The following is an 18,911-nucleotide window of genomic DNA, read 5'->3' as shown; positions in this document are numbered from 1 at the left end:
TGGTGAGTAATGAGACCCGGCGCCAAGCCCTGACTGGCCGGTCGGCAACCCTCCCTTTCGCGGCGGGGTGCCTCAGGTGAATACTCGGCATATCGACCATTCGAGCTGCAAGCGTGAAAGAAGGAGATCCGTCGTGCCTGACGCGCCCGCCCCCGCTGTCCCCGTAACAGCACCCGCCCCCACCCCCGCAGTCCCCGGTGCCGCCGAGGAGCGACTCGCATACCGCCTGTTCACCGGCCCCGATGACCGCGCCTTCTGCGAGCGCGTCTCGGCCGCCCTCGCCGAGGGCTACGTCCTGCACGGCAGCCCGGCCGCCACGTCCGACGGCGGCACCGTCATCGTGGCCCAGGCCGTGGTGCTGCCGGCAGCGATCGCCAGCGCTGATGCCGCCGTCGCCAATGCGGTGGATGACCTCGAGTTCGACGGCGGGGGGCACGCGTGAGCTACGCCGGGGACCTCAGCCCACAGGCGGCCTGGGCCAAGCTGGAGGACGGCGCCATCCTGGTGGACGTCCGCACCGAGGTCGAATGGGCCCACATCGGCATCCCGGACACCGCTGCCGCGGGTGACAAGGGCACCGGCCCGCTCTTCATCCAGTGGAACCTGGCCGGCGGCCTCCCCAATTCGCGCTTCATAGAACAGCTGAAACTGCAGCTGAAACAACAAACCCCCGACGCCGGCGGCACCGAACTGGTCTTCCTGTGCCGTTCGGGCGCCCGGTCCGTCGCCGCGGCGATCGCCGCAACGGAGGCCGGGTTCATCTCCTACAACGTCCTTGAGGGCTTCGAGGGCGAGCCGGACCGCCACGGCGAACGCACCGTCAACGGCTGGAAGAACCGCGGCCTGCCGACCAACCCCGGAAAGCACTAAGTGACCTTCACCCCCGAGGCCGCCGGCTGGAGCGCCGAGACCCAGGCCGTCCGCGGCGGACTCGACCGCACCGGCTTCCAGGAAACCACCGAACCGGTTTTCCTGAACTCCGGCTTCGTCTACGAATCCGCGGCCGCCGCCGAGCGCGCCTTCACCGGCGAGGACGAGCGTTTCGTCTACTCCCGCTACGGCAACCCCTCGGTGGCAACGTTCCAGGAACGGCTCCGGCTGCTCGAAGGCACCGAGGCCTGCTTCGCCACCGCGTCGGGCATGTCCGCGGTCTTCACTGCCCTCGGCGCCCTGCTGGCCGCGGGCGACCGGGTCGTCGCGGCCCGTTCGCTGTTCGGTTCCTGCTTCGTGATCCTCAACGAAATCCTCCCCCGCTGGGGCGTCGAGACGGTCTTTGTGGCCGGCCCGGACCTGGAGCAGTGGCGGTCCGCGCTGTCCGAACCGACGACGGCGGTCTTCTTTGAGTCGCCGTCGAACCCGATGCAGGAAATCGTGGACATCGCCGCCGTGAGCGAGCTGGCGCATGCCGCCGGGGCGACGGTCGTCGTCGACAACGTCTTCGCCACTCCCCTGCTGCAGCGCTGCGGGGAGCTCGGCGCGGACGTGGTCGTCTATTCCGGCACCAAGCACATCGACGGCCAGGGCCGGGTGCTCGGCGGCGCGATCCTGGGCACCAAGGAGTTCATCGGGGGCCCGGTCAAGCAGCTGATGCGCCACACCGGCCCGGCGCTCTCGGCCTTCAACGCATGGGTGCTGACCAAGGGGCTGGAGACCATGGCCCTGCGGGTGAACCATTCCTCCGCCTCCGCGCTGCGGCTGGCCGAATGGCTTGAGGAGCAGCCCGAGGTCAGCTGGGTCAGGTACCCGCTGCTGCCGTCCCACCCGCAGTACGAACTGGCCGCCCGGCAGATGAAGGCCGGCGGCACCGTGCTGACCTTCGAGCTTTCCCCGTCCGCCGGGCGTTCGGCGAAAGAGGCGGCGTTTGCGCTGCTGGACGCGCTGCGGATCATCGACATCTCGAACAACCTGGGCGATTCGAAGTCGCTCATCACCCACCCCGCCACCACCACGCACCGCGCAATGGGGCCCGGGGGCCGGGCGGCGATCGGGCTCAGCGACGGCGTGGTGCGCCTCTCCGTGGGCCTCGAGGACCTCGGGGACCTGACCCGCGACCTCGGCCAGGCGCTCAAGCAGGTCTAAGGCTGTTCAGGGTCCGCCGTCAGGGCCGGCGGCGGACCCTGCCCAGGGAGGAGCGCTGGTCCGCCGGGTCCCCGGTAACGGTTCCCTGACTGGTCACGTCGGAGGCCCGTTCGACGACGGCGGCCAGCCCGCCTGCGTGGAACGGCTCCCGCTGCAACTGCGACCCGGTGCCCTCCGCCAGGATCCGGCCGACGCCCGCCCGCACCAGGTCCAGCTCGCCCTGTTCCTCCAGCACAGGGGCGACAAAGTCCACCAGCGCGTGGACCACCGCCGCGGCGGGGGCCGGGGTGAAGGTTCCGAAGTCCAGGAGCTGCCCGCCGAGTCCGCAGTTGCTGGCCTGCCAGGCGGCCATCCGCAGCAGCAGCGTCGGCACCGGGGCGGGATCGACGCCGTCGTTCCATTCCCGGGACGCCGACTCGACGAGCGCGCGCACCAGCACGGCGATCAGCGCCGCGTCCTCGGCACGCAGGCAGACATCGGCGACCCGGATCTCCACGGTGGGATGCTGCCGGCACAGCCTCGCGTCGAAGTAGATCATCCCTTCGTCCATCAGGACGCCGGTTTCGATCAGCCGGGTCACCACCCGCCGGTAGACCGGCAGGCTGCCGAAGATCATTGTGGGACCGGACCCCGGCCAGCGGTTCCAGGCCTGCGTGCGGTAGCTTTCGAACCCGGTCTCCGCGCCGTTCCAGTAGGGGGAGTTCGCACTGAGCGCGATCAGGACGGCGAGCTTGTCGCGGATCCGGTCCATCACGGCCACGCCTTCCTCCGGAGACTCCACGAAGGTATGGACGTGCAGGCCGCAGGTCAGCTGGTTCCGGACCGTGAGGCCGAAGCGATGCTGCATGGTCAGGTAGCGCTGATTAGGCGTGAGGTGGGTGGCGGAGCCGTGCGGCGAGGTGGCGAGGGCGGCGACGCGGCCGCCGTGCACCCGGGCGGCGCGGTCCGCGAGGGCCCGGCCCTGATTAAGCTGCCGGAGCAGTTCGGTGTAATCCAGGCACGGCCGCGTCTGGGTTTCGATCTGCTCCAGTTTGAGTTCGTAGCTGAAATCGGTGCCAACGCCCACGTCATGCAGCCGTGCCGGGTCCACCGGGCCCGCGTCCAGCTTGGGCGGGACCAGGCTGGGAAGCATGACGTCGGCGAGGGCAAGCAGCATCCCCGTTTCGGGGTCCACTATCAGCAGTTCTTCCTCCACGCCGAAGGTGCGCATGGTTCTATTGTGCGTCAGGATCCAACGAAACGCTCTACCTCAACGCGGGGTCACTCCGCGCCCACGCAGGGCCTCCGGCTGGGCGCGGAGTGACCCCGCGTTGCTTGGATTTGTCCAGAGGATTCAGTCTTGGAAGTACTCAATCTTTGCGCCGATGGTGTTGAGTCGTTCGGCCAGGTCCTCGTAGCCGCGCTCGATCACGTAGATGTTGCGCAGCTCCGAGACGCCTCGGGCGGCGAGCATTGCCAGCAGCAGGCATGCCGCGGGGCGGAGGGCGGGCGGGCAGCCCACCTCGGCCGCACGCCATTTGGTGGGTCCGTTGACATAGATCCGGTGCGGGTCCAGCAGCTGCACCTGGGCGCCGAGTTTGTTCAGCTCGGTCAGGTAGATCGCCCGGTTGTCATAGACCCAGTCGTGGATCATCGTCTGGCCCTGGGCATTCGCGGCGATGACCGCGAAGAAGGGCAGGTTGTCGATGTTTAGCCCGGGGAACGGCATGGGGTGGATCTTGTCCTCGGGGGCGCGCAGTTCCGAGGTCCGGGTGGTGACGTCCACCAGCCGGGTGCGCCCGTTCCGGGCCAGGTACTCGCCGGAGACCTCCAGCCGCTGGCCCATCTGTTCCAGCGTGGCGAGTTCGATCTCCATGAACTCGATCGGGACGCGCCGGATGGTCACCTCCGAGTTCGTGACGATACCGGCGGTGATCAGGCTCATCGCCTCGATCGGGTCCTCGGAGGGGAAGTATTCGATGTCGGCGTCGACGTTGGGGCGCCCGGTGATCTTCAGCGTGGTGGTCCCCACGCCCTCGATCCCGACGCCGAGCATCTGCAGGTAGAAGCAGAGATCCTGCACCATGTAATTGGGGCTGGCGTTGCGGATGACAGTGGTGCCGCTGCGGTGCGCCGCGGCCATGATGGCGTTTTCGGTGACGGTGTCGCCGCGTTCGCTGAGCACGAAGGAGCGGTCGTGCCCGTCCGACGGCGGCGCCTGCACGGCGTAGAAGCCGGCCTTGGCGTCGACGCTGAGGCCGAACTGGCGCAGCGCCTGCATGTGCGGCTGCACAGTGCGGGTGCCGAGGTCGCAGCCGCCGGCGTAGGGCAGCCGGTACTCACTGGATTCATCCAGGAGCGGGCCCAGCAGCATGATGACGCTGCGGGTCCGGCGGGCCGCCTCGACGTCCATGGACTCCAGGTCCAGCACGGCGGGACGGCGGATCTGCAGGTCGTTGGCGTTGAGCCAGGTGCATTCGACGCCGATGCTGGTCAGCACCTCGACGATCCGGTTGACCTCTTCGATCCGGGCAAGCCGCCGCAGGATCGTGGTGCCGCGGTTGATGAGGCTGGCGCAGAGCAGGGCGACGCCGGCGTTCTTGCTGCTGTTGACATCGACGGAGCCGGAGAGGGTGCGGCCGCCCTCGACCCGGAGGTGCGTCATGGCCGGCCGGCCTACTTTGACGATGCTCCGGCCGAAGATGGACTCGAGCCGCTGGATCATTTTCAGGCTCAGGTTCTGCTTGCCCTGTTCCATGCGGGCAATCGCGCTCTGGCTGGTTCCCAGTTCGGCGGCGAGCTGCCCCTGGGTCCAGCCTTTCTGGCCGCGGGCGTCGCGGAGCAGGGCGCCGACTTCTTCAGCAGTCTCTTGGATCATCCCCAGAAAATATCACGGATGATCTATTAACCCCGGGCATTCGGGCCGGAATGCCGCTAATCTCACAGGAATACCCGCACCGTGCGATAACCGCGGCTACTGGCGGGCGAGGAAGACCATGTTCCAGGTTCCCGCCGCCAGCGAGGCCGCGACGGCGGCGCCGGCAATCAGCACCCCGCCGAGCAGCACCCAGGCGTCCACGCCGCTGAACGTCGATGTCCGGGCCCAGGTCCGGTGTGCGCCGCCGAAGCCCCGGGCTTCCATGGTGACCGCGAGCCGGGAGGCGCGCCGGACGGCCTGCACCAGCAGCCCGAAGCTCTGCCCCAGGGTGGCGCGCAGCCGCTGCAGTGGATTCCCGTGGGAGCCCACACCGCGGGCGCGGCGTGCCATGCCGATGGTCTGCCATTCTTCGGCCATGAGCCCCACGAGCCGCATCGCGGCCAGCGTCCCGAGGACGAAACGGTGCGGCAGCTTCGCCTTCTGCGCCAGGGCATCGGCCAGGTCCGTGGGGTCCGTGCAGCTCATCAGCAGCACCGCCGGCAGCGCAATGGCCAGGCCGCGGACCATGAACCCCACCCCCAGTTCGAGGGATCCGTCGCTGATGGACCAGATCCTGGCGTCAAGCAGGATGCTCCCGGTGTCGGGGGCCAGGATCGTGGTGCTCCAGCCGCCCAGGGCGGCGGCCAGAATCAGTGGCCAGCCGCGCTGCCAGAGCAGGGCAACGGTGAGTCCGGCCAGGGGAAGAAGCGCCAGCTCGAACGCCAGGGCCACCGAGGCGGACACCCAGTCGATGGACAGCGCCAGCACCATCGTGATGAGCATAACGGCGGCGAATTTCGCCAGCGGGTTGGCGCGGGTCAGCAGGGCCTGGTTGCCGCGCAGCGTCAGTTCCTGCCTCATGGCGCGCCGACCTTCCCCGGTTGACGGCGTCCCGTAAGCCCGTCCGGTTCCCGGCGTTCCGGGGCCCGGAGGCTCAGCTCGGTGCCGCCCAGGACGGCGCTGAAGTCGGCATCGTGCGTCACGGACACGACGGCGGTGCCGTCGTCGAGCAGTTCGGAGAGGAAGGACGCCAGCTCGGCCCAGGTGTTGGCGTCCTGGCCGAAGGTGGGTTCGTCCAGGACGAGCACCTGGGGATGGGCGGCGAGGACGGTCGCCACCGACAGGCGCCGCTTTTCCCCTCCCGAGAGTGTGTAGGGATTGGCGTCCACCAGCTCCGTCAGCCGCAGCCGCTCCAGCAGTTCGTCCACACGCTCCTCGCCGCGGCCCAGGTGCCGGGGCCCGAACATCAGCTCGTCGAGCACCCGGCCGGTGACGAACTGGTGCTCGGGTTCCTGGAACACGGTGCCGATCCGGGCGATCAGCTGCTGGGCCTTCCACCGGTACGGGTCGATCCCGGCGCCGGCGCTGAGTTCCACGGCGGCAGAGACCCTGCCGGACACCGGCGCGAGCAGCCCGGCGAGCGTGAGGGCGAAGGTGGACTTCCCCGAGCCGTTGGGCCCGGTGATGGTCAGGGCCTCCCCGGCCCGGACCTGGGCCGTGATGCCGGACTGCACGGGTTGCGGCGGGACAGGCCGGAAGCCGCCACGGAGACCGGCCCGCCGCGGGCGTTCGCGCGACACAGCCAGGCCCTCCGCGGCCAGCAGCAGCCGCCCCGCGGTGCCGGCACCGGGGAGCGCCCCCGCGGAGGCCCCGGAGGCACCGGCGTCCCGGGTGCCGCCGCGCCCGCGGGCCGGGGGCACGTAGCCCGGCACCCAGACGCCCGCCGCGGTGAGCATGTCCCGTGCCTGCGCCAGGACCTGGTCCGGCGGCCCGTCGATCAGCACGGCGGAGTCCGTGGCCGAGCCGGGCTGCAGCACCACGATCCGGTCCACGAGGTCCTTCCAGACAGAGACCCGGTGCTCCACCACCACGAGAGTGGCGCCGGTCTTATCCAGGCAGCGGCCGACGGCGTCGCGGACTTCCAGGACGCCGTCGGGATCGAGGTTGGCGGTGGGTTCATCGAGCAGGATCAGCCCGGGGCGCATCGCCAGGATGCCGGCGAGCGCCAGGCGCTGCTTCTGCCCGCCGGAGAGCGACGACGTCGGGTGGTCCAGCGGCAGACGGCCCAGCCCGACGTCCTCGAGCGCTTCCCCGACCCGTGACCAGATGTCCGCCGGGGGCACGGAGAGGTTCTCCGCGCCGAAGGCGACGTCGTCGCCGAGGCGCGAGAGCACCACCTGGGTCTCCGGGTCCTGCTGCATCAGCCCGGCCCGGCCGCGCCGGGACCGCGGCGGGGCACCGTCGATCAGCAGGCTGCCGGATTCGTCCGCGTCCTCGGCGTCCGCCGCAGTACCGGATGCGGGGTCAGCGCCGCCCGTGGAGCTGTCACCGAGCACCCCGGCCAGGGCGTGGAGCAGCGTTGACTTGCCGGCACCCGAGGGTCCCAGCAGCAGCACACGCTCCCCGGGCCGGATGTCCAGGTTCAGACCGCGGACCGCGGGCCGGGACCGGCCGGCGTGCCGCCAGCCCCAGCCGCGGGCGGCGACCGTGGCCGGGCGGACCGTATCGGAGGATGTCATGGTCAGGGCGCGGACGTCAGGAGAAGACCGGCTCCGTGCCGGCCTTGCGGGAGGCAAAGGAACTCAGCACACCGGTCCTGGCTAGACCGCGGGTGGCGAGCCAGGACAGCCCGCCGGCGATCACGGCGCCGGAGACGGCGGTGAAAATGATGTACGCGAGCTTGTCGCCGCCGGCGTAGGCGATGTTCCAGCCCCAGGGCATAAACGCATCATTCAGGCCGCAGAACACACCCGCCCCGGCACCGGCCAGCAGGGATACCGGCAGGTTGAACTTCCTGTACAGGAAGGCGGCGAAGACCAGTTCGGCGCCCAGGCCCTGCAGCAGGCCGGAGATGAGCACCGTCGTGCCGTACTGCGAGCCCATGATCAGCTCGCCGGTGGCGGCCACGCCTTCGCAGAACAGCGCGGCGCCCGGTTTGCGGATGATGAGCATGCCCAATACCGCGGGGATCATCCAGCCGCCGGCGTAGAGCCCCGTGAGCGGCGGGTAGAACGCGTTGACCGGGGCGGAAATGAGGTTGGCGCCCTGGGACCAGGCCCAGAAAATCACGCCGCCGGCCACCGCGATCAACGCGGCCACCACAATGTCCACCACCCGCCAGTTGTGGCTGCGTTTGGCGGGCGTCGCGGCAGGTTCTTGCTTGGCAGGTGCGTGCCCGGCAGGTGTGTGCCCGGCAGGTGTGTGCCCGGCAGGTGTGTGCCCGGCAGGTGCGTGCCCGGCAGGTGTGTGCTCGGCTGATGTGTCAGTCATATCGTCCTCCTGAGGAACAGGAGGGGAGAGTGACCCGGGGTTGGCAGCTTCCGCCGCCGCCCCGCGCACTCTGAGAACTCGACTCCCTTGCGCCGGTACTAACCGGATCAGGTTCGAGGGTCTGCGGCTGTCCGCACTCTCAGCGCCCACCTGTGGTTTCCCCGGATTCCTCCGGTGATGCCCGACGGCGGCGCTCCCCTGTCGTATCTAAATATCGCCCTTGTGGGCGTGGCCCAGTTTACACCCGTGAAGGGTTGTTTTCCGGGGCCCCCCGTCACAATCGGCCGGGTTCAACGACGGTGCCCCGGATCGGCCCTGCTTGGTAGAGTCGCACAAAGCACGGGAACGCCGGACGCCGGGGCCCGCCGGCCACCACCGGCGGCCAACTAACGGAAGCTGAATCATTTGACCAACTCACCAGTGACTTCCCCCGACTACGACCCCGACTCCGCGGAACCGCAGCCGCACAGGTCCCTGGGTGCGCTCATCGGCCGCATCCTGGCCGAAATGGATGAGCTGCAGTTCCGGTCCTTCAGCAAGGATGACGCCCTGGACCTGGGGCTGCTCCTGGTGGAACTGGGCCGGCGGCGTTCCCACCCGATCGCCATCGATATCACCAAAGGCGAGCAGGTGCTTTTCCACGCGGCACTGGAGGGCGCCACCCCCGACAACGAACGCTGGATCAGGGCCAAGCAGCGCACTGCCGTGCGGTACGAGGTCCCGTCGCTGCTGGTCGGTCTCCGGGCCCGGGCCGCCGGGGGGAGGATCGAGGACAACGCCTGGTTCGACCAGCAGGAGTTCGCCGCGCACGGGGGCGCCTTCCCCATCTACCTGCGCGGAACCGGGATGGTCGCCACCGTCACGGTCTCCGGGTTGCCGCAGAAGGCCGACCATGAACTGGTGGTTGAGGCCCTCTCGGAAATCCTCGGCCGCTCCGGGACCTCAGGCTAGCCTGCCGCGGTCGCCCCTGCTCCGGGGCGTCCGCGCCGCCAGCCGGATCAGCGCAAAGCCCACGGCCACAAACCAGACCCACAACAGCACCCCATAGCCCCAGTAGAACTCCGGGACGGCGTGCCGCAGCGCCTCCGCGACGACGCCCAAGCCGCCGGTGGCGATCCCCAGCCACGCGAGGGTCCGCGGCAGCACCCCCTGCAGCATCACGACGGAGACCAGCAGTATGCCGAGCGCGGACAACACGCCAACCACGGCGGGGGTGTTGTTCTCCGCGACGATCGCCTCGGCGGCGGTCGCGTAGCGGAGCCGTGCCGCGTCGTCGTCCGCCTCGGCGTACCGGTCACTCAGGTACACGAGCACCAGGGAGCCCCGGCTGGTGACCGGGACGGCAAGGATCAGCGTCCATGACAGTCCGCCGACCACCGTGGCAAGCAGGGCCAGGCTCTTGTCGAGCGGGGCGAGCGCCACGAAAAGCGCCACGAACACGAGCACCGGCAGGATGCTCGGCACGATCCACAGCAGCTGTTCGGCGACGTAGTTCCCCTTGTTCCGTGCGATGAATTCCAGTGTCCCGGCGCCTCCGTGGACCGGCGGCGGGGCGGCGAAGTCCAGGACCAGGGCCAGAATCAGCAGCGCCACGAACAGCACCGAGGAGATGCCGGCCCAGAAGTACAGCCGCCGCCAGGTCTGGCCGCCGCCCGCAGTGGCGGCGGCCGGCCGGGGCTGGCCCCGCGGCCGGGTGTTGGGCTGGTCCATGCTCGAAGATAGGGCCGGGCCGGGCCCGCCGGACAGGGGCGTTGGTCCCGGGCCGCCCCGGGCCCGCCTCTGGCCCCGCCCGGCCCCGCGGCGCCGGCCCCGCGTCCCTGGCCGAACCGGCCGGCCGGGAACGCTAGGCTAGGGGAAGCCCTGTTTCCTCCCCCACAAGGAGTCCGAAGAATGAACATCTTCATCAAACTGCTCGGCACCGGCGTCAGCCTGCTCGCCGGCTTCGTCGGCACCAAGCTCGTTGACGGCATCTGGGAGAAAGCCACCGGCAACCAGCCGCCCAAGGGCCACGACGACGATGTGCCCACCACGCTTCACTCGGCCCTGACCTTCGCGCTGATCTCAGCGGGCGTCAGCGCCATCATCCAGGTCCTCGCCAACCGCGGCACCCAGCGGGCGATTACCCGCTTCGCCAAAACCCAGGACCTCGCTTAGGGCGCATCGTCTAGCCCTCACCGCCCGGCGCTGGCCTCGTCGCCGTCGTCGTCACTGAAACCGCGCTTGCCGGCCGCCTGCTGCACCACGGCCTCCAGTTCGTCCGTGCTGAGCAGCTCCGGGTGCAGGTGCTTGGTCCGGTAACCGGCCCGGCCGACCATGTGCGCGGACACCGGGACGGTGAGCAGCTGGAAGATCCACGCCACCACCAGCACCGGCCAGACCCACCAGCTGCGCATTTGCAGGCCCAGCGCGAAGAGCAGCAGGAACAGCCCCAGCACCTGCGGTTTGGTGGCTGCGTGCATCCGGGTCATGAGGTCCGGGAAGCGGAGCAGGCCCACCGCCGCGGCGAGGGACATCAGGGCGCCGGCCACCATAAAGACCGCCGAGACGGCGTCGATCACGGTATCGCCGGAAAGGGTCTCAGGATTCACGGGTCTTCTCCCGACGGTCGGCAACGAAGCGGGCGACCGTGACGGAGCCGACGAACCCGATGAGGGACACCGCCACCAGCAGCATGAGGTTGTTGAGGTGCCGGTTCGCGGCCATGTCGATGCACAAGGCCGCGCCGACGATGGCGAGCAGGACGTCCGCGGCCAGCACCCTATCCAGCAGCGAGGGGCCCCGCGCGATCCGGATAATCGCGCCTCCGGCGGCCAGGGAGAGCACCACGGCGGTTACGGTAAGGACCAGCTGCATCATGCCGCCACCTCCTGGTTGAGGGCGGACAGTTCGGCTTTGGTGCCCAGGATCCTGATCAGTCCCGCTTCCGTGTCGCGGACGTCCTTGCGCAGCTGCGCGGCGTCCTCGGCGCTGCGGACGTTGATGCCGTGGATGTAGAGCGTGGACGTGGAGCGGTCCACCTCCACGACTAGCGAGCCGGGGATCAGCGCCGTGATGTGGCCGGTGGCGGTGACCAGCAGGTCGGAGTGGCTCCGGAGCGGGACGGCGACGACGGCGCTGATCACCCTGGGGCCCTTCGCCACGGCCAAGTAGAGGACCTGGAAGCTCGCTGCCACCACTTTGGCCAGGAACATCAGGGCGAACGGAACTGCACGGAGCACGTTGAAGCGCCCGCCGAGTTCCACCGGCGGCAGGTAGAACATCCGGGCCACCAGGACGGCGATCAGGGCCCCGAAGAGCAGGTTCCCGGGGCTGAAGTCCCGCCACAGGGCGCCCCAGACGATCACGAGCCACACCAGCAGCGGGAGTTCCTGCCGCAGCGAGATCCGTTTCCGGCTCATTTGGACACCACCCGCGGCTCGGGCCGGGCGATCGCGGGGACCGGTGCGTCCTCGCCGAGGACCGCCTGGATGTATGCGGTCCGGTCCAGCATGTCGACGGCGGACTGATCCGCCACCTTGAACAGCGGACCCGCGAAGATGGTCAGCCCGACGCCGAAGATGACCAGTCCCAGGGTGGAACCCACCATGGTTCGCGGCAGCAGGGTGACGTTGGTTTTGCCGGCCCGGTCCCCCGTGGCCGCGTCCTCGGGGGCGGCCAGCAGCACCGGATCGGGGTGTTCGGCGTCCTCGGGCTTGCGCCAGAAGGCGCGGTTCCAGACGCGGGCGATGGCCAGCAGGGTCAGCAGGCTGGTCAGCACCCCGCCGATCACCAGGGCGTAGGCCAGCGGGGTTCCCAGCTGCACCCCGGCCTGCAGCAGCCCGACTTTACCCAGGAAACCGGAGAACGGCGGGATGCCTGCCAGGTTCATGGCCGGGACGAAGAACAGCACCGCCAGCATCGGGGACAGCTTCGCGAGCCCGGCGACGCGGTCCATCGAGGAACTGCCGCCGCGGCGTTCAATCAGGCCGGTAACCAGGAACAGGCTGGTCTGGATGGTGATGTGGTGCGCCACATAGAAGACTGCGGCGCCCAGCCCGGCCACCGAGGACATCGCGAGCCCAAACACCATGTAGCCGATGTGGCTGACGAGGGTGAAGGACAGGAGTCGTTTGATATCGCTCTGGGCCAGCGCGCCCAGGATTCCCACGATCAGGGTCAGCAGGGCGGCGACCATCAGCGGGGTATTGAAGGTGTCGCCAGGGAACAGCAGCGTTTCGGTGCGGACGATGGCGTAGACGCCCACCTTGGTGAGCAGTCCGGCGAACACCGCCGTGACCGGGGCCGGCGCCGTGGGGTAGGAGTCCGGGAGCCAGAAGGACAGCGGGAAAATGGCCGCCTTGATGCCGAACGCCACCAGCAGCATCACGTGCAGCAGGTTCTGCGTGCCCTGGTCGAGGTCCGCGAGCTTGATGGCGAGGTCGGCCATGTTGATGGTGCCGGTGGCGCCGTAGATCATCGCGATTGCGATCAGGAAGAGGACCGAGGAGACCACGGAGACCACCACGTAGGTCACCCCGGCCCGGATCCGCGGCCCCGTCCCGCCGAGGGTCATCAGCACGTAGCTGGCTGTAAGCAGGATCTCGAACCCCACGTACAGGTTGAACAGGTCCCCGGAGAGGAAGGCGTTGGACACCCCCGCGACCAGGATCAGGTAGGTGGGGTGGAAGATCGATACCGGCGCGTCCCGGTCGCCGTCGGCCATGCCCTGCCCGGTGGCGTAGATCAGCACGGCGAGGCTCACGGAGGAGGAGACCACCAGCATCAGCGAGGAGAACTGGTCCACCACCATCACGATGCCCCACGGGGGGAGCCAGCCGCCGATGTTGACCGCCGCCGTTCCGCCGTTCCAGACGGAGGCCAGCAGCCAGCACTCAAGCAGCAGCGTCACGGACAGCAGCGCAATGCTCACGGTCCGCTGGGCCCGCGAGTGCCGGATCAGCAGGAAGGTCAGGGCAGCGCCGAGGATGGGAAGGAGGACGGCGAGCGGGGCGAAGCTGGCGATGTTCACTGCCCGCCTCCTTCCTTGGGTGGGGTGACTTTCAGGGATCCGGGCTGTTCCTCCGAGGCTGCTGCCTCGGCGTCCAGCGTGCGGCCGGCGACGTTGACCGTGGCCTCGGCCCCGTCGGGAACGTCGGAGACCGACTGGCCGTCCGAGCCGATCATGGTCAGCGGGAATTCGGAGGTCTCCACCGGGATCACGGAGTCGTCCTCGAGGTCGAAGCTGGGGGTTTTCGCGACCCGGCGGTCCTCGGCGTCATCCTGGATCTCATCCTCGCGGGCCAGCACCCAGGCCCGGTAGATGATGCCGAGCATAAACGCAGTGACGGCGAAGGAAATCACGATCGAGGTGAGGATCAGGGCCTGCGGCAGCGGATCGTTGTACTCCCCCGCGGCGGTGTCCTTGCTGTACATCGGCGCCAGGCCGGCGTAGCCGCCGGTGGCGAGAAGCAGCAGGTTGGTGGCGTTCGCGAGCAGCATCAAGCCCAGCAGGACCCGGGTCAGGCTGCGTTCCAGGATCAGGTAGATGCCGCACGCGTAGAGGGCTCCCATGGCCGTCAGCAGGGTCAGGTTGACGCTCATGCTTTCCCCCTGGCTGAGGTTTCGGCCAGTATCCCGCCGGCCTCCTGGCCGTCGTCGGACTCTGCGGGCGGCTGTTCCTCGAAGTGTTCGTCGATTTCAGCGCCGAGGCTGCGCAGCACGTCCAGCGCCAGGCCGACGACGACGATGTACACGCCGATGTCGAAGATCGTGGAGGTGACGAACTTGACGTCCCCGAAGACCGGCAGCCAGAACTCGATGATGGCGCTTTGGAACACCTGGCCGCCCAGCAGCAACGGCACCAGACCCGATGCCGCGGCGGTGGCGAGGCCGATGCCCAGCAGGGTGCCGGCGCTGATCGGGGTGGCCTCGCGCAGCTCGAAGCGGCCCCCGGCGAGGTAGCGGACGGTCAGCGCCAGCCCGGCGGTGAGGCCGCCGGCGAAGCCGCCGCCCGGCGAGTTGTGGCCTGCCAGGAGCAGGTAGATGGAGAACACGATGATGGAGTGGAAAACCAGGCGCGTGACGACTTCGAAGATGATCGAACGGCGTTCCGGCGCCATGGTCCGTCCGGCGACGAGCCAGGCGTCCCGGCTGGAGGCCGCGAACCGGCGGCTCATGGCCAGCGCGGCGTCGTCACGGGTGCTTCCGCGGCCGGCGCCGGGGCTTCGGCGTCCGACGGTGCCCTCGGCCACGGTGGAGGAGGCCCGGATCCCCTCACCGCGGCCCCGGACGAAGATCAGGCTGGCCACGCCGGTGGCCGCCAGTGCCAGCACCGAGATCTCCCCGAAGGTATCCCAAGCACGGATGTCCACCAGGGTCACGTTCACAATGTTCAGCCCGCCGCCGCCCTCGTATGCCAGCTTCGGGAACTCGAGCGACACGGGCGCGGCCACCCGGGCGCCCAGGGCGAAGATGGCGGCGAACACCATAGTGATGCCGAAGGCGGCGCCGATGATCACCCGCACCACCCGGTATTTCCCGCCGGTCCGGTCGCGCAGTTCGGCCGGAAGGCTGCGCATGGCCAGGACGAAGGCCACCAGGATGATGGATTCCACCAGCATCTGGGTCAGCGCGAGGTCCGGGGCGCCCTGCAGCGCGAACATAAGGGCAATGCCGTAGCCGGTGACGGCCACCATCAGCACGGCCAGGAAGCGTTTGTTGGCGCGCACCGCGGCCAGCGCCCCGATCACAATTCCGGCACCCACGACGATCTGCAGCGGGGCGTTGGGGTCGATGAAGTACAGGTCCTGCGGCAGCGGCTTGTTGGCCAGCACCAGCGCGGTCAGCGGCAGGACGAACGCCGCGGTGAGGATGACGGAGAGGTAGAAGTACAGGGAACCGCGCTGGGTCCGGCCGGTGATCCATACCGCGATGTCATCGAGCGCACCGATGGTCAGCTGGTAGGTACGGTCGCCGTCGACCCAGCCGGGGACCAGCCCCTGGAGCCGGGAGACCGCGTTGCGGCCGTAGAACATGGCCAGGCCAAGGGCGAAGGTGATTGCGGTCAGTCCCAGGGCCGGGGTCAGCCCGTGCCACAGCGCAAGGTGCCCGGCGGCGGCTGCCGCGTCCTCGCCGTCGGGCACGAACAGCGCCGCGTAGGGCTGGATCCAGCCGTCCACCGGGGCCGGCCACAGTCCGTAGACGATGGTCAGGAGGCTCAGGATGGCGGGGGCGGCCAGGAAGGCCGGCTTGATCGGTTTGAACGGGGTGGTCTCGACGCCGGGTTTGACGGCAAAGGCGCCCCACATGAACCGCGCACTGTAGGCGAACGTCAGGACCGAACCCAGGACCACGCCGATCAGGACCACCGGGCCCCACGGGCCGGCAGCGGGCTCGGTGCTGTAGTGGACGAGGGCCTCGAAGACTGATTCCTTCGCGACGAAGCCGGCCAGCGGCGGGATGCCCGCCATCGACGCGGCGCCGGCGGCGGCCACGACGGCGAGGGCCCGGGAGGAACGGTAGACGCCTGAGAGCTTGCGGATGTCACGCGTTCCGGCCTGGTGGTCGATTATGCCCACCACGAGGAAGAGGGTGGCCTTGAACAGCCCGTGGGCGAGGAGCAGGGCAAGGCCTGCCAGCGCCGCGTCGGGCTTGCCGAGCCCCACGACCATGGTGAGGAAGCCGAGCTGGCTGACCGTGCCGTAGGCCAGGATGAGCTTGATATCCGTCTGCCGCAGCGCCCGGTAGCCGCCGACCAGCATCGTGGCGAGGCCGAGGCCGAGCACCACCGGCAGCCAGAACGCGGTCTCTGCGAAGCCCGGCGCCAGCCGCGCGACGAGGTAAATGCCGGCCTTCACCATGGCTGCGGCGTGCAGGTACGCGCTCACCGGGGTGGGGGCCGCCATGGCGCCGGGGAGCCAGAAGTGGAACGGGACGAGCGCCGATTTTGTGATCGCACCGACCAGGATGAGCACGACGGCGGCGCCCACGGCTCCCGCGGCGGGTCCGGTGGTGAGGGCGGGAGCCATCTCGAGGATGGTCGAGATCCGGTAGGTCCCGGCGTTGAAGCCGAGAATGACCAGGCCCACCAGCATGGCCAGGCCGCCGGCGGTGGTCACGATGAGGGCCTGCAGGGCAGAGCGCCGCGCTGAGAGCCTGGTCCGGGCGTAGCCGATCAGCAGGTAGGACAGGACAGTGGTCAGTTCCCAGAAGATGAACATCAGGAGCAGGTCATCTGCCGTCACAAGACCGAACATCACCCCGGCGAAGGCCAGCAGCTGGGCGCCGAATCCGCCGAGGTAGTCGTCCTTGTCCTTGAAGTACCTGGCGCAGTAGACGAGCACCAGCGACCCCACGCCGAGGACGAGCAGGGACATGACCCAGGCCAGGGCGTCCATCCGGAAGGCAAGCTCAATTTTCAGCTCGGGGATCCAGGGCAGGACCTCTGCCACGCCGGCACCGGAATAGACGGCGCCGTGCTGCAGGAGAAGCCATACGAACGAACCCGCGGGCACCGTCGCGAGGGCGTAAAACGAATTCCGGCCGAACTTCCGGAAGAGAAATGGCGCCACAGCAGCCACCGCAAAGTGCACGGCAAGGACTGTGATCACTGGTATCTCCGCAAGGTCAGGAATTCGATTGTCAAAAGTTGGGCAGGCGGGTCATTCGTTAGGTTCAGTCCGGACAGTTTACCAAGCGTGGACAAATTCTTTTGGCACGGTGCGCCGCCCCCGGCGCGCTGCGGATAACATTCACGCTATGAACTCCGCCGCTGCCCCAGAGGCCATGCGACCCGCCTCGGAACTGGAATCCGGAAGCCAGACCCCCCACAAGGGCCGCATCCTCGCGTGGGCAGCCTGGGACTGGGGCTCGGCTGCCTTCAATGCGGTCATGACCACGTTCGTCTTCACCGTGTACCTGACCTCCAAGGCCTTCGGCGGGGAGGACCAGGCCTCCGCGGTCCTGGGCGGCGCACTGGCCGTCGCCGGTGCCGCGATCGCGCTGCTGGCACCCGTCACCGGGCAGCGCTCGGACACCGGCGGACGCCGGAAACTCTGGCTGGGGGTCAACACGGCCGCCGTCGCGCTCCTGACCGCCCTGTGCTTCTTCGTGTTCCCGCGTCCGGAGTTCCTGCTGCTCGGCGTGACCCTGATAGCGCTGGCGAATGTGTTCTTCGAGTTTGCCGGCGTGAACTACAACGCCATGCTCGCCCAGATCTCCACGCCGAAGAACATCGGCAAGGTCAGCGGCTTCGGCTGGGGCATGGGGTACCTCGGCGGGATTGCGGCCCTGCTGATAGTGCTCCAGATCTTCGTCCAGCCCGGCTTCGAGTGGTTCGGCGCCTCGACCGAGGACGGCCTGAACATCCGCCTGGTCGCGGTGTTCTCGGCCCTGTGGTTCTTCATCTTCGCGCTGCCCGTGCTGTTCGCGGTGCCGGAGCTTCCCAGAACCAGACGGGGCGCCGGCCTGGGGTTCCTGGCCTCCTACGGCCTGCTGGTGCGGCGGATCGAGGCGATCTACCGGACCAGCCCGCACACCATCTACTTCCTGCTCGCCAGTGCCGTGTTCCGGGACGGTCTCGCCGCGGTGTTCACCTTCGGGGGCATCATCGCCGCCGGCACCTTCGGCTTCGAACTCAAGGAGGTCATCTTCTTCGCGATCTTCGGGAACGTCGTGGCCGCCGCGGGCGCCATCCTGGGCGGCTTCCTCGACGACCGGATCGGTCCGAAGGCGGTCATCATCGGGTCGCTGGCGGGCCTGCTGATCGCCGGTTCGATGATCCTGATCCTCGGCAACGGGAACCATTCCTTCTTGGGCATGGACTGGGCCGGCACCACCACGTTCTGGATCTTCGGCCTGTTCCTGTGCCTCTTCGTGGGGCCGGCGCAGTCCTCCTCGCGGGCCTACCTGGCCCGGCTTGCCCCGCACGGCGAGTCCGGCGAACTGTTCGGCCTGTACGCCACCACCGGCCGGGCCGTCAGCTTCCTCGCCCCCGCACTCTTCACGCTCTGCATCGCCGTCGCCGCCCCGCTGGTGGAGCCCGGCGAGGCACAGCGCTGGGGCATCCTCGGCATCATGGTGGTGCTCCTGGCCGGGCTGCTGCTCCTGCTGCCGGTCAAGGCCCCGGGCGAGACCGACATCGCGGTGGTCCCCGCAGCCTGAAGCTGCCCGGAAAGGCCTCCGGCCCACTAGGCTGGAGGAATGAACGTGGATGAAACGGACCTGCCGGGACTGGGCCGGCGCAAGGATTTCATGACCGCCTCCGGGCGGCGGATCGGTGTCGTGGAATACCGCGAAGGCCAAACCGAGCTGATCGTCTCCACGTGGGACGACCCGGACACCTGCCAGGCGTCCATTCCGCTGACCGCCGATGAAGCCGCAGCCCTGGGGAATCTGCTGGGCGGCCAGCGGCTGGCCATGCAGCTTTCCGAAGCCCACCGCGAGGTCCCGGGGATCGTCACCCGGCAGTTCTCCATCGGCCCCGACTCCCCCTACCGCAACCAGCCGATGGGCAAGGCCCGGATCCGGACCAGGAGCGGTGCCTCGATCGTGGCCATCATGCGCGAAGGCGAAGTACTCCCCTCACCGGGCCCCGACGCGGTCCTGCAACGCGGCGATCTCCTCGTTGCAGTGGGAACGCAAGAAGGCCTCGACACAGCGGCCGGCATCCTGCGCAACGGCTGACGGT

The 18,911-nt window shown here is 69.0% G+C and carries 19 protein-coding genes and 2 riboswitches; of the genes, 7 read left to right on the top strand and 12 right to left on the bottom strand.

Features of this window, described 5'->3' with window-relative positions:
* The first annotated feature begins 5 nt into the window (after positions 1-5).
* Positions 6-120: riboswitch (SAM riboswitch) on the top strand.
* Positions 121-226: 106 nt separating this feature from the next.
* Genes QK291_RS08815 through QK291_RS08805 form a run of 3 tightly spaced genes read left to right on the top strand, consistent with a single transcriptional unit; the run spans position 227 to position 2,079 of the window.
* Positions 227-442 (top strand): DUF1737 domain-containing protein, encoded by a 216-nt coding sequence (locus tag QK291_RS08815; protein ID WP_282381214.1) that lies wholly within the window; start codon positions 227-229, stop codon positions 440-442.
* Positions 439-870, top strand: a complete 432-nt coding sequence (locus QK291_RS08810; RefSeq protein WP_282380926.1) for a rhodanese-like domain-containing protein — start codon at positions 439-441, stop codon at positions 868-870. Before QK291_RS08815 ends, QK291_RS08810 begins: the two co-directional genes overlap by 4 nt.
* Positions 871-2,079 (top strand): O-succinylhomoserine sulfhydrylase, encoded by a 1,209-nt coding sequence (locus tag QK291_RS08805; protein WP_282380924.1) that lies wholly within the window; start codon positions 871-873, stop codon positions 2,077-2,079.
* 19 nt (positions 2,080-2,098) lie between these two features.
* On the opposite strand, the gene QK291_RS08800 is transcribed toward QK291_RS08805, so the two are convergent.
* The 5 genes from QK291_RS08800 to QK291_RS08780 all read right to left on the bottom strand — a co-directional run bounded on the left by QK291_RS08800 (position 2,099) and on the right by QK291_RS08780 (position 8,245).
* Positions 2,099-3,289, bottom strand: a complete 1,191-nt coding sequence (locus tag QK291_RS08800; RefSeq protein WP_282380922.1) for a glutamate--cysteine ligase — start codon at positions 3,287-3,289, stop codon at positions 2,099-2,101.
* Between the two features lie 123 nt (positions 3,290-3,412).
* Complete coding sequence (locus QK291_RS08795; RefSeq protein ID WP_282380919.1) at positions 3,413-4,936, bottom strand: UDP-N-acetylglucosamine 1-carboxyvinyltransferase; 1,524 nt, start codon at positions 4,934-4,936, stop codon at positions 3,413-3,415.
* 96 nt (positions 4,937-5,032) lie between these two features.
* Positions 5,033-5,836 (bottom strand): energy-coupling factor transporter transmembrane component T, encoded by an 804-nt coding sequence (locus QK291_RS08790; protein WP_282380918.1) that lies wholly within the window; start codon positions 5,834-5,836, stop codon positions 5,033-5,035.
* A complete protein-coding gene (locus tag QK291_RS08785) occupies positions 5,833-7,494 on the bottom strand; it encodes an ABC transporter ATP-binding protein (protein ID WP_282380917.1) in 1,662 nt (553 codons plus the stop codon). Before QK291_RS08785 ends, QK291_RS08790 begins: the two co-directional genes overlap by 4 nt.
* Positions 7,495-7,510: 16 nt before the next feature.
* Positions 7,511-8,245 (bottom strand): ECF transporter S component, encoded by a 735-nt coding sequence (locus QK291_RS08780; protein ID WP_282380916.1) that lies wholly within the window; start codon positions 8,243-8,245, stop codon positions 7,511-7,513.
* Between the two features lie 66 nt (positions 8,246-8,311).
* A riboswitch (TPP riboswitch) is annotated at positions 8,312-8,455 on the bottom strand.
* A 195-nt stretch (positions 8,456-8,650) separates the two neighbouring features.
* On the opposite strand from QK291_RS08780, the gene QK291_RS08775 reads away from it, so the two are divergent.
* Positions 8,651-9,196: a heme-degrading domain-containing protein gene (locus QK291_RS08775; RefSeq protein ID WP_282380915.1), complete on the top strand. Its 546-nt coding sequence runs from the start codon at positions 8,651-8,653 to the stop codon at positions 9,194-9,196.
* Here QK291_RS08775 and QK291_RS08770 read toward each other — a convergent pair.
* Positions 9,188-9,955, bottom strand: coding sequence for a DUF4386 family protein (locus QK291_RS08770; RefSeq protein ID WP_282380914.1), 768 nt, complete (start codon positions 9,953-9,955; stop codon positions 9,188-9,190). The genes QK291_RS08775 and QK291_RS08770 overlap by 9 nt on opposite strands.
* 180 nt (positions 9,956-10,135) lie before the next feature.
* Here QK291_RS08770 and QK291_RS08765 point away from each other — a divergent pair, with 180 nt between their 5' ends.
* Complete coding sequence (locus tag QK291_RS08765; protein WP_282380913.1) at positions 10,136-10,399, top strand: DUF4235 domain-containing protein; 264 nt, start codon at positions 10,136-10,138, stop codon at positions 10,397-10,399.
* A gap of 17 nt (positions 10,400-10,416) precedes the next feature.
* Here QK291_RS08765 and mnhG read toward each other — a convergent pair whose 3' ends face one another.
* From mnhG to QK291_RS08735, 6 genes are read right to left on the bottom strand one after another with little or no spacing between them, the layout of a single operon-like run.
* Entirely contained in the window at positions 10,417-10,833 is a 417-nt protein-coding gene (gene mnhG, locus QK291_RS08760; protein WP_282380911.1) for a monovalent cation/H(+) antiporter subunit G, read from the bottom strand.
* A complete protein-coding gene (locus QK291_RS08755) occupies positions 10,823-11,101 on the bottom strand; it encodes a monovalent cation/H+ antiporter complex subunit F (protein WP_282380909.1) in 279 nt (92 codons plus the stop codon). Before QK291_RS08755 ends, mnhG begins: the two co-directional genes overlap by 11 nt.
* Entirely contained in the window at positions 11,098-11,643 is a 546-nt protein-coding gene (locus tag QK291_RS08750; protein ID WP_282380907.1) for a Na+/H+ antiporter subunit E, read from the bottom strand. Before QK291_RS08750 ends, QK291_RS08755 begins: the two co-directional genes overlap by 4 nt.
* Complete coding sequence (locus QK291_RS08745) at positions 11,640-13,253, bottom strand: Na+/H+ antiporter subunit D (protein ID WP_282380906.1); 1,614 nt, start codon at positions 13,251-13,253, stop codon at positions 11,640-11,642. The genes QK291_RS08750 and QK291_RS08745 overlap by 4 nt, the downstream gene beginning before the upstream one ends.
* Complete coding sequence (locus QK291_RS08740) at positions 13,250-13,825, bottom strand: Na(+)/H(+) antiporter subunit C (protein ID WP_282380905.1); 576 nt, start codon at positions 13,823-13,825, stop codon at positions 13,250-13,252. Before QK291_RS08740 ends, QK291_RS08745 begins: the two co-directional genes overlap by 4 nt.
* On the bottom strand, positions 13,822-16,833 hold the full coding sequence (locus QK291_RS08735; RefSeq protein WP_282380904.1) for a Na+/H+ antiporter subunit A: 3,012 nt from the start codon (positions 16,831-16,833) through the stop codon (positions 13,822-13,824). The genes QK291_RS08740 and QK291_RS08735 overlap by 4 nt, the downstream gene beginning before the upstream one ends.
* A gap of 148 nt (positions 16,834-16,981) precedes the next feature.
* Between QK291_RS08735 and QK291_RS08730 the strand changes: the two genes are divergently transcribed.
* Together QK291_RS08730 and QK291_RS08725 are read left to right on the top strand one after the other, a co-directional pair.
* The gene (locus tag QK291_RS08730; RefSeq protein ID WP_282380903.1) at positions 16,982-18,385 is read left to right on the top strand and encodes an MFS transporter; all 1,404 of its coding nucleotides are present in this window, start codon (positions 16,982-16,984) and stop codon (positions 18,383-18,385) included.
* 39 nt (positions 18,386-18,424) lie between these two features.
* Positions 18,425-18,907 (top strand): cation:proton antiporter regulatory subunit, encoded by a 483-nt coding sequence (locus QK291_RS08725; RefSeq protein WP_282380902.1) that lies wholly within the window; start codon positions 18,425-18,427, stop codon positions 18,905-18,907.
* Positions 18,908-18,911 lie beyond the last annotated feature (4 nt).

Origin of the sequence: Arthrobacter sp. AL12, assembly GCF_029960645.1 — a bacterium.
Classification (GTDB): domain Bacteria; phylum Actinomycetota; class Actinomycetes; order Actinomycetales; family Micrococcaceae; genus Arthrobacter.
The sequence above is the reverse complement of the archived record's forward strand: the minus strand, read 5'-3'. Positions and strand labels throughout refer to the sequence as shown.

Excerpts from the sequence above, each read along its gene's own strand:
- QK291_RS08800 (WP_282380922.1), bottom strand. The coding sequence starts at position 3,289 with ATGCGCACCTTCGGCGTGGAGGAAGAACTGCTGATAGTGGACCCCGAA.
- QK291_RS08795 (WP_282380919.1), bottom strand. The coding sequence starts at position 4,936 with ATGATCCAAGAGACTGCTGAAGAAGTCGGCGCCCTGCTCCGCGACGCC.
- QK291_RS08790 (WP_282380918.1), bottom strand. The coding sequence starts at position 5,836 with ATGAGGCAGGAACTGACGCTGCGCGGCAACCAGGCCCTGCTGACCCGC.
- QK291_RS08785 (WP_282380917.1), bottom strand. The coding sequence starts at position 7,494 with ATGACATCCTCCGATACGGTCCGCCCGGCCACGGTCGCCGCCCGCGGC.
- QK291_RS08780 (WP_282380916.1), bottom strand. The coding sequence starts at position 8,245 with ATGACTGACACATCAGCCGAGCACACACCTGCCGGGCACGCACCTGCC.
- QK291_RS08770 (WP_282380914.1), bottom strand. The coding sequence starts at position 9,955 with ATGGACCAGCCCAACACCCGGCCGCGGGGCCAGCCCCGGCCGGCCGCC.
- QK291_RS08765 (WP_282380913.1), top strand. The coding sequence starts at position 10,136 with ATGAACATCTTCATCAAACTGCTCGGCACCGGCGTCAGCCTGCTCGCC.
- QK291_RS08755 (WP_282380909.1), bottom strand. The coding sequence starts at position 11,101 with ATGATGCAGCTGGTCCTTACCGTAACCGCCGTGGTGCTCTCCCTGGCC.
- QK291_RS08750 (WP_282380907.1), bottom strand. The coding sequence starts at position 11,643 with ATGAGCCGGAAACGGATCTCGCTGCGGCAGGAACTCCCGCTGCTGGTG.
- QK291_RS08740 (WP_282380905.1), bottom strand. The coding sequence starts at position 13,825 with ATGAGCGTCAACCTGACCCTGCTGACGGCCATGGGAGCCCTCTACGCG.
- QK291_RS08730 (WP_282380903.1), top strand. The coding sequence starts at position 16,982 with ATGAACTCCGCCGCTGCCCCAGAGGCCATGCGACCCGCCTCGGAACTG.
- QK291_RS08725 (WP_282380902.1), top strand. The coding sequence starts at position 18,425 with ATGAACGTGGATGAAACGGACCTGCCGGGACTGGGCCGGCGCAAGGAT.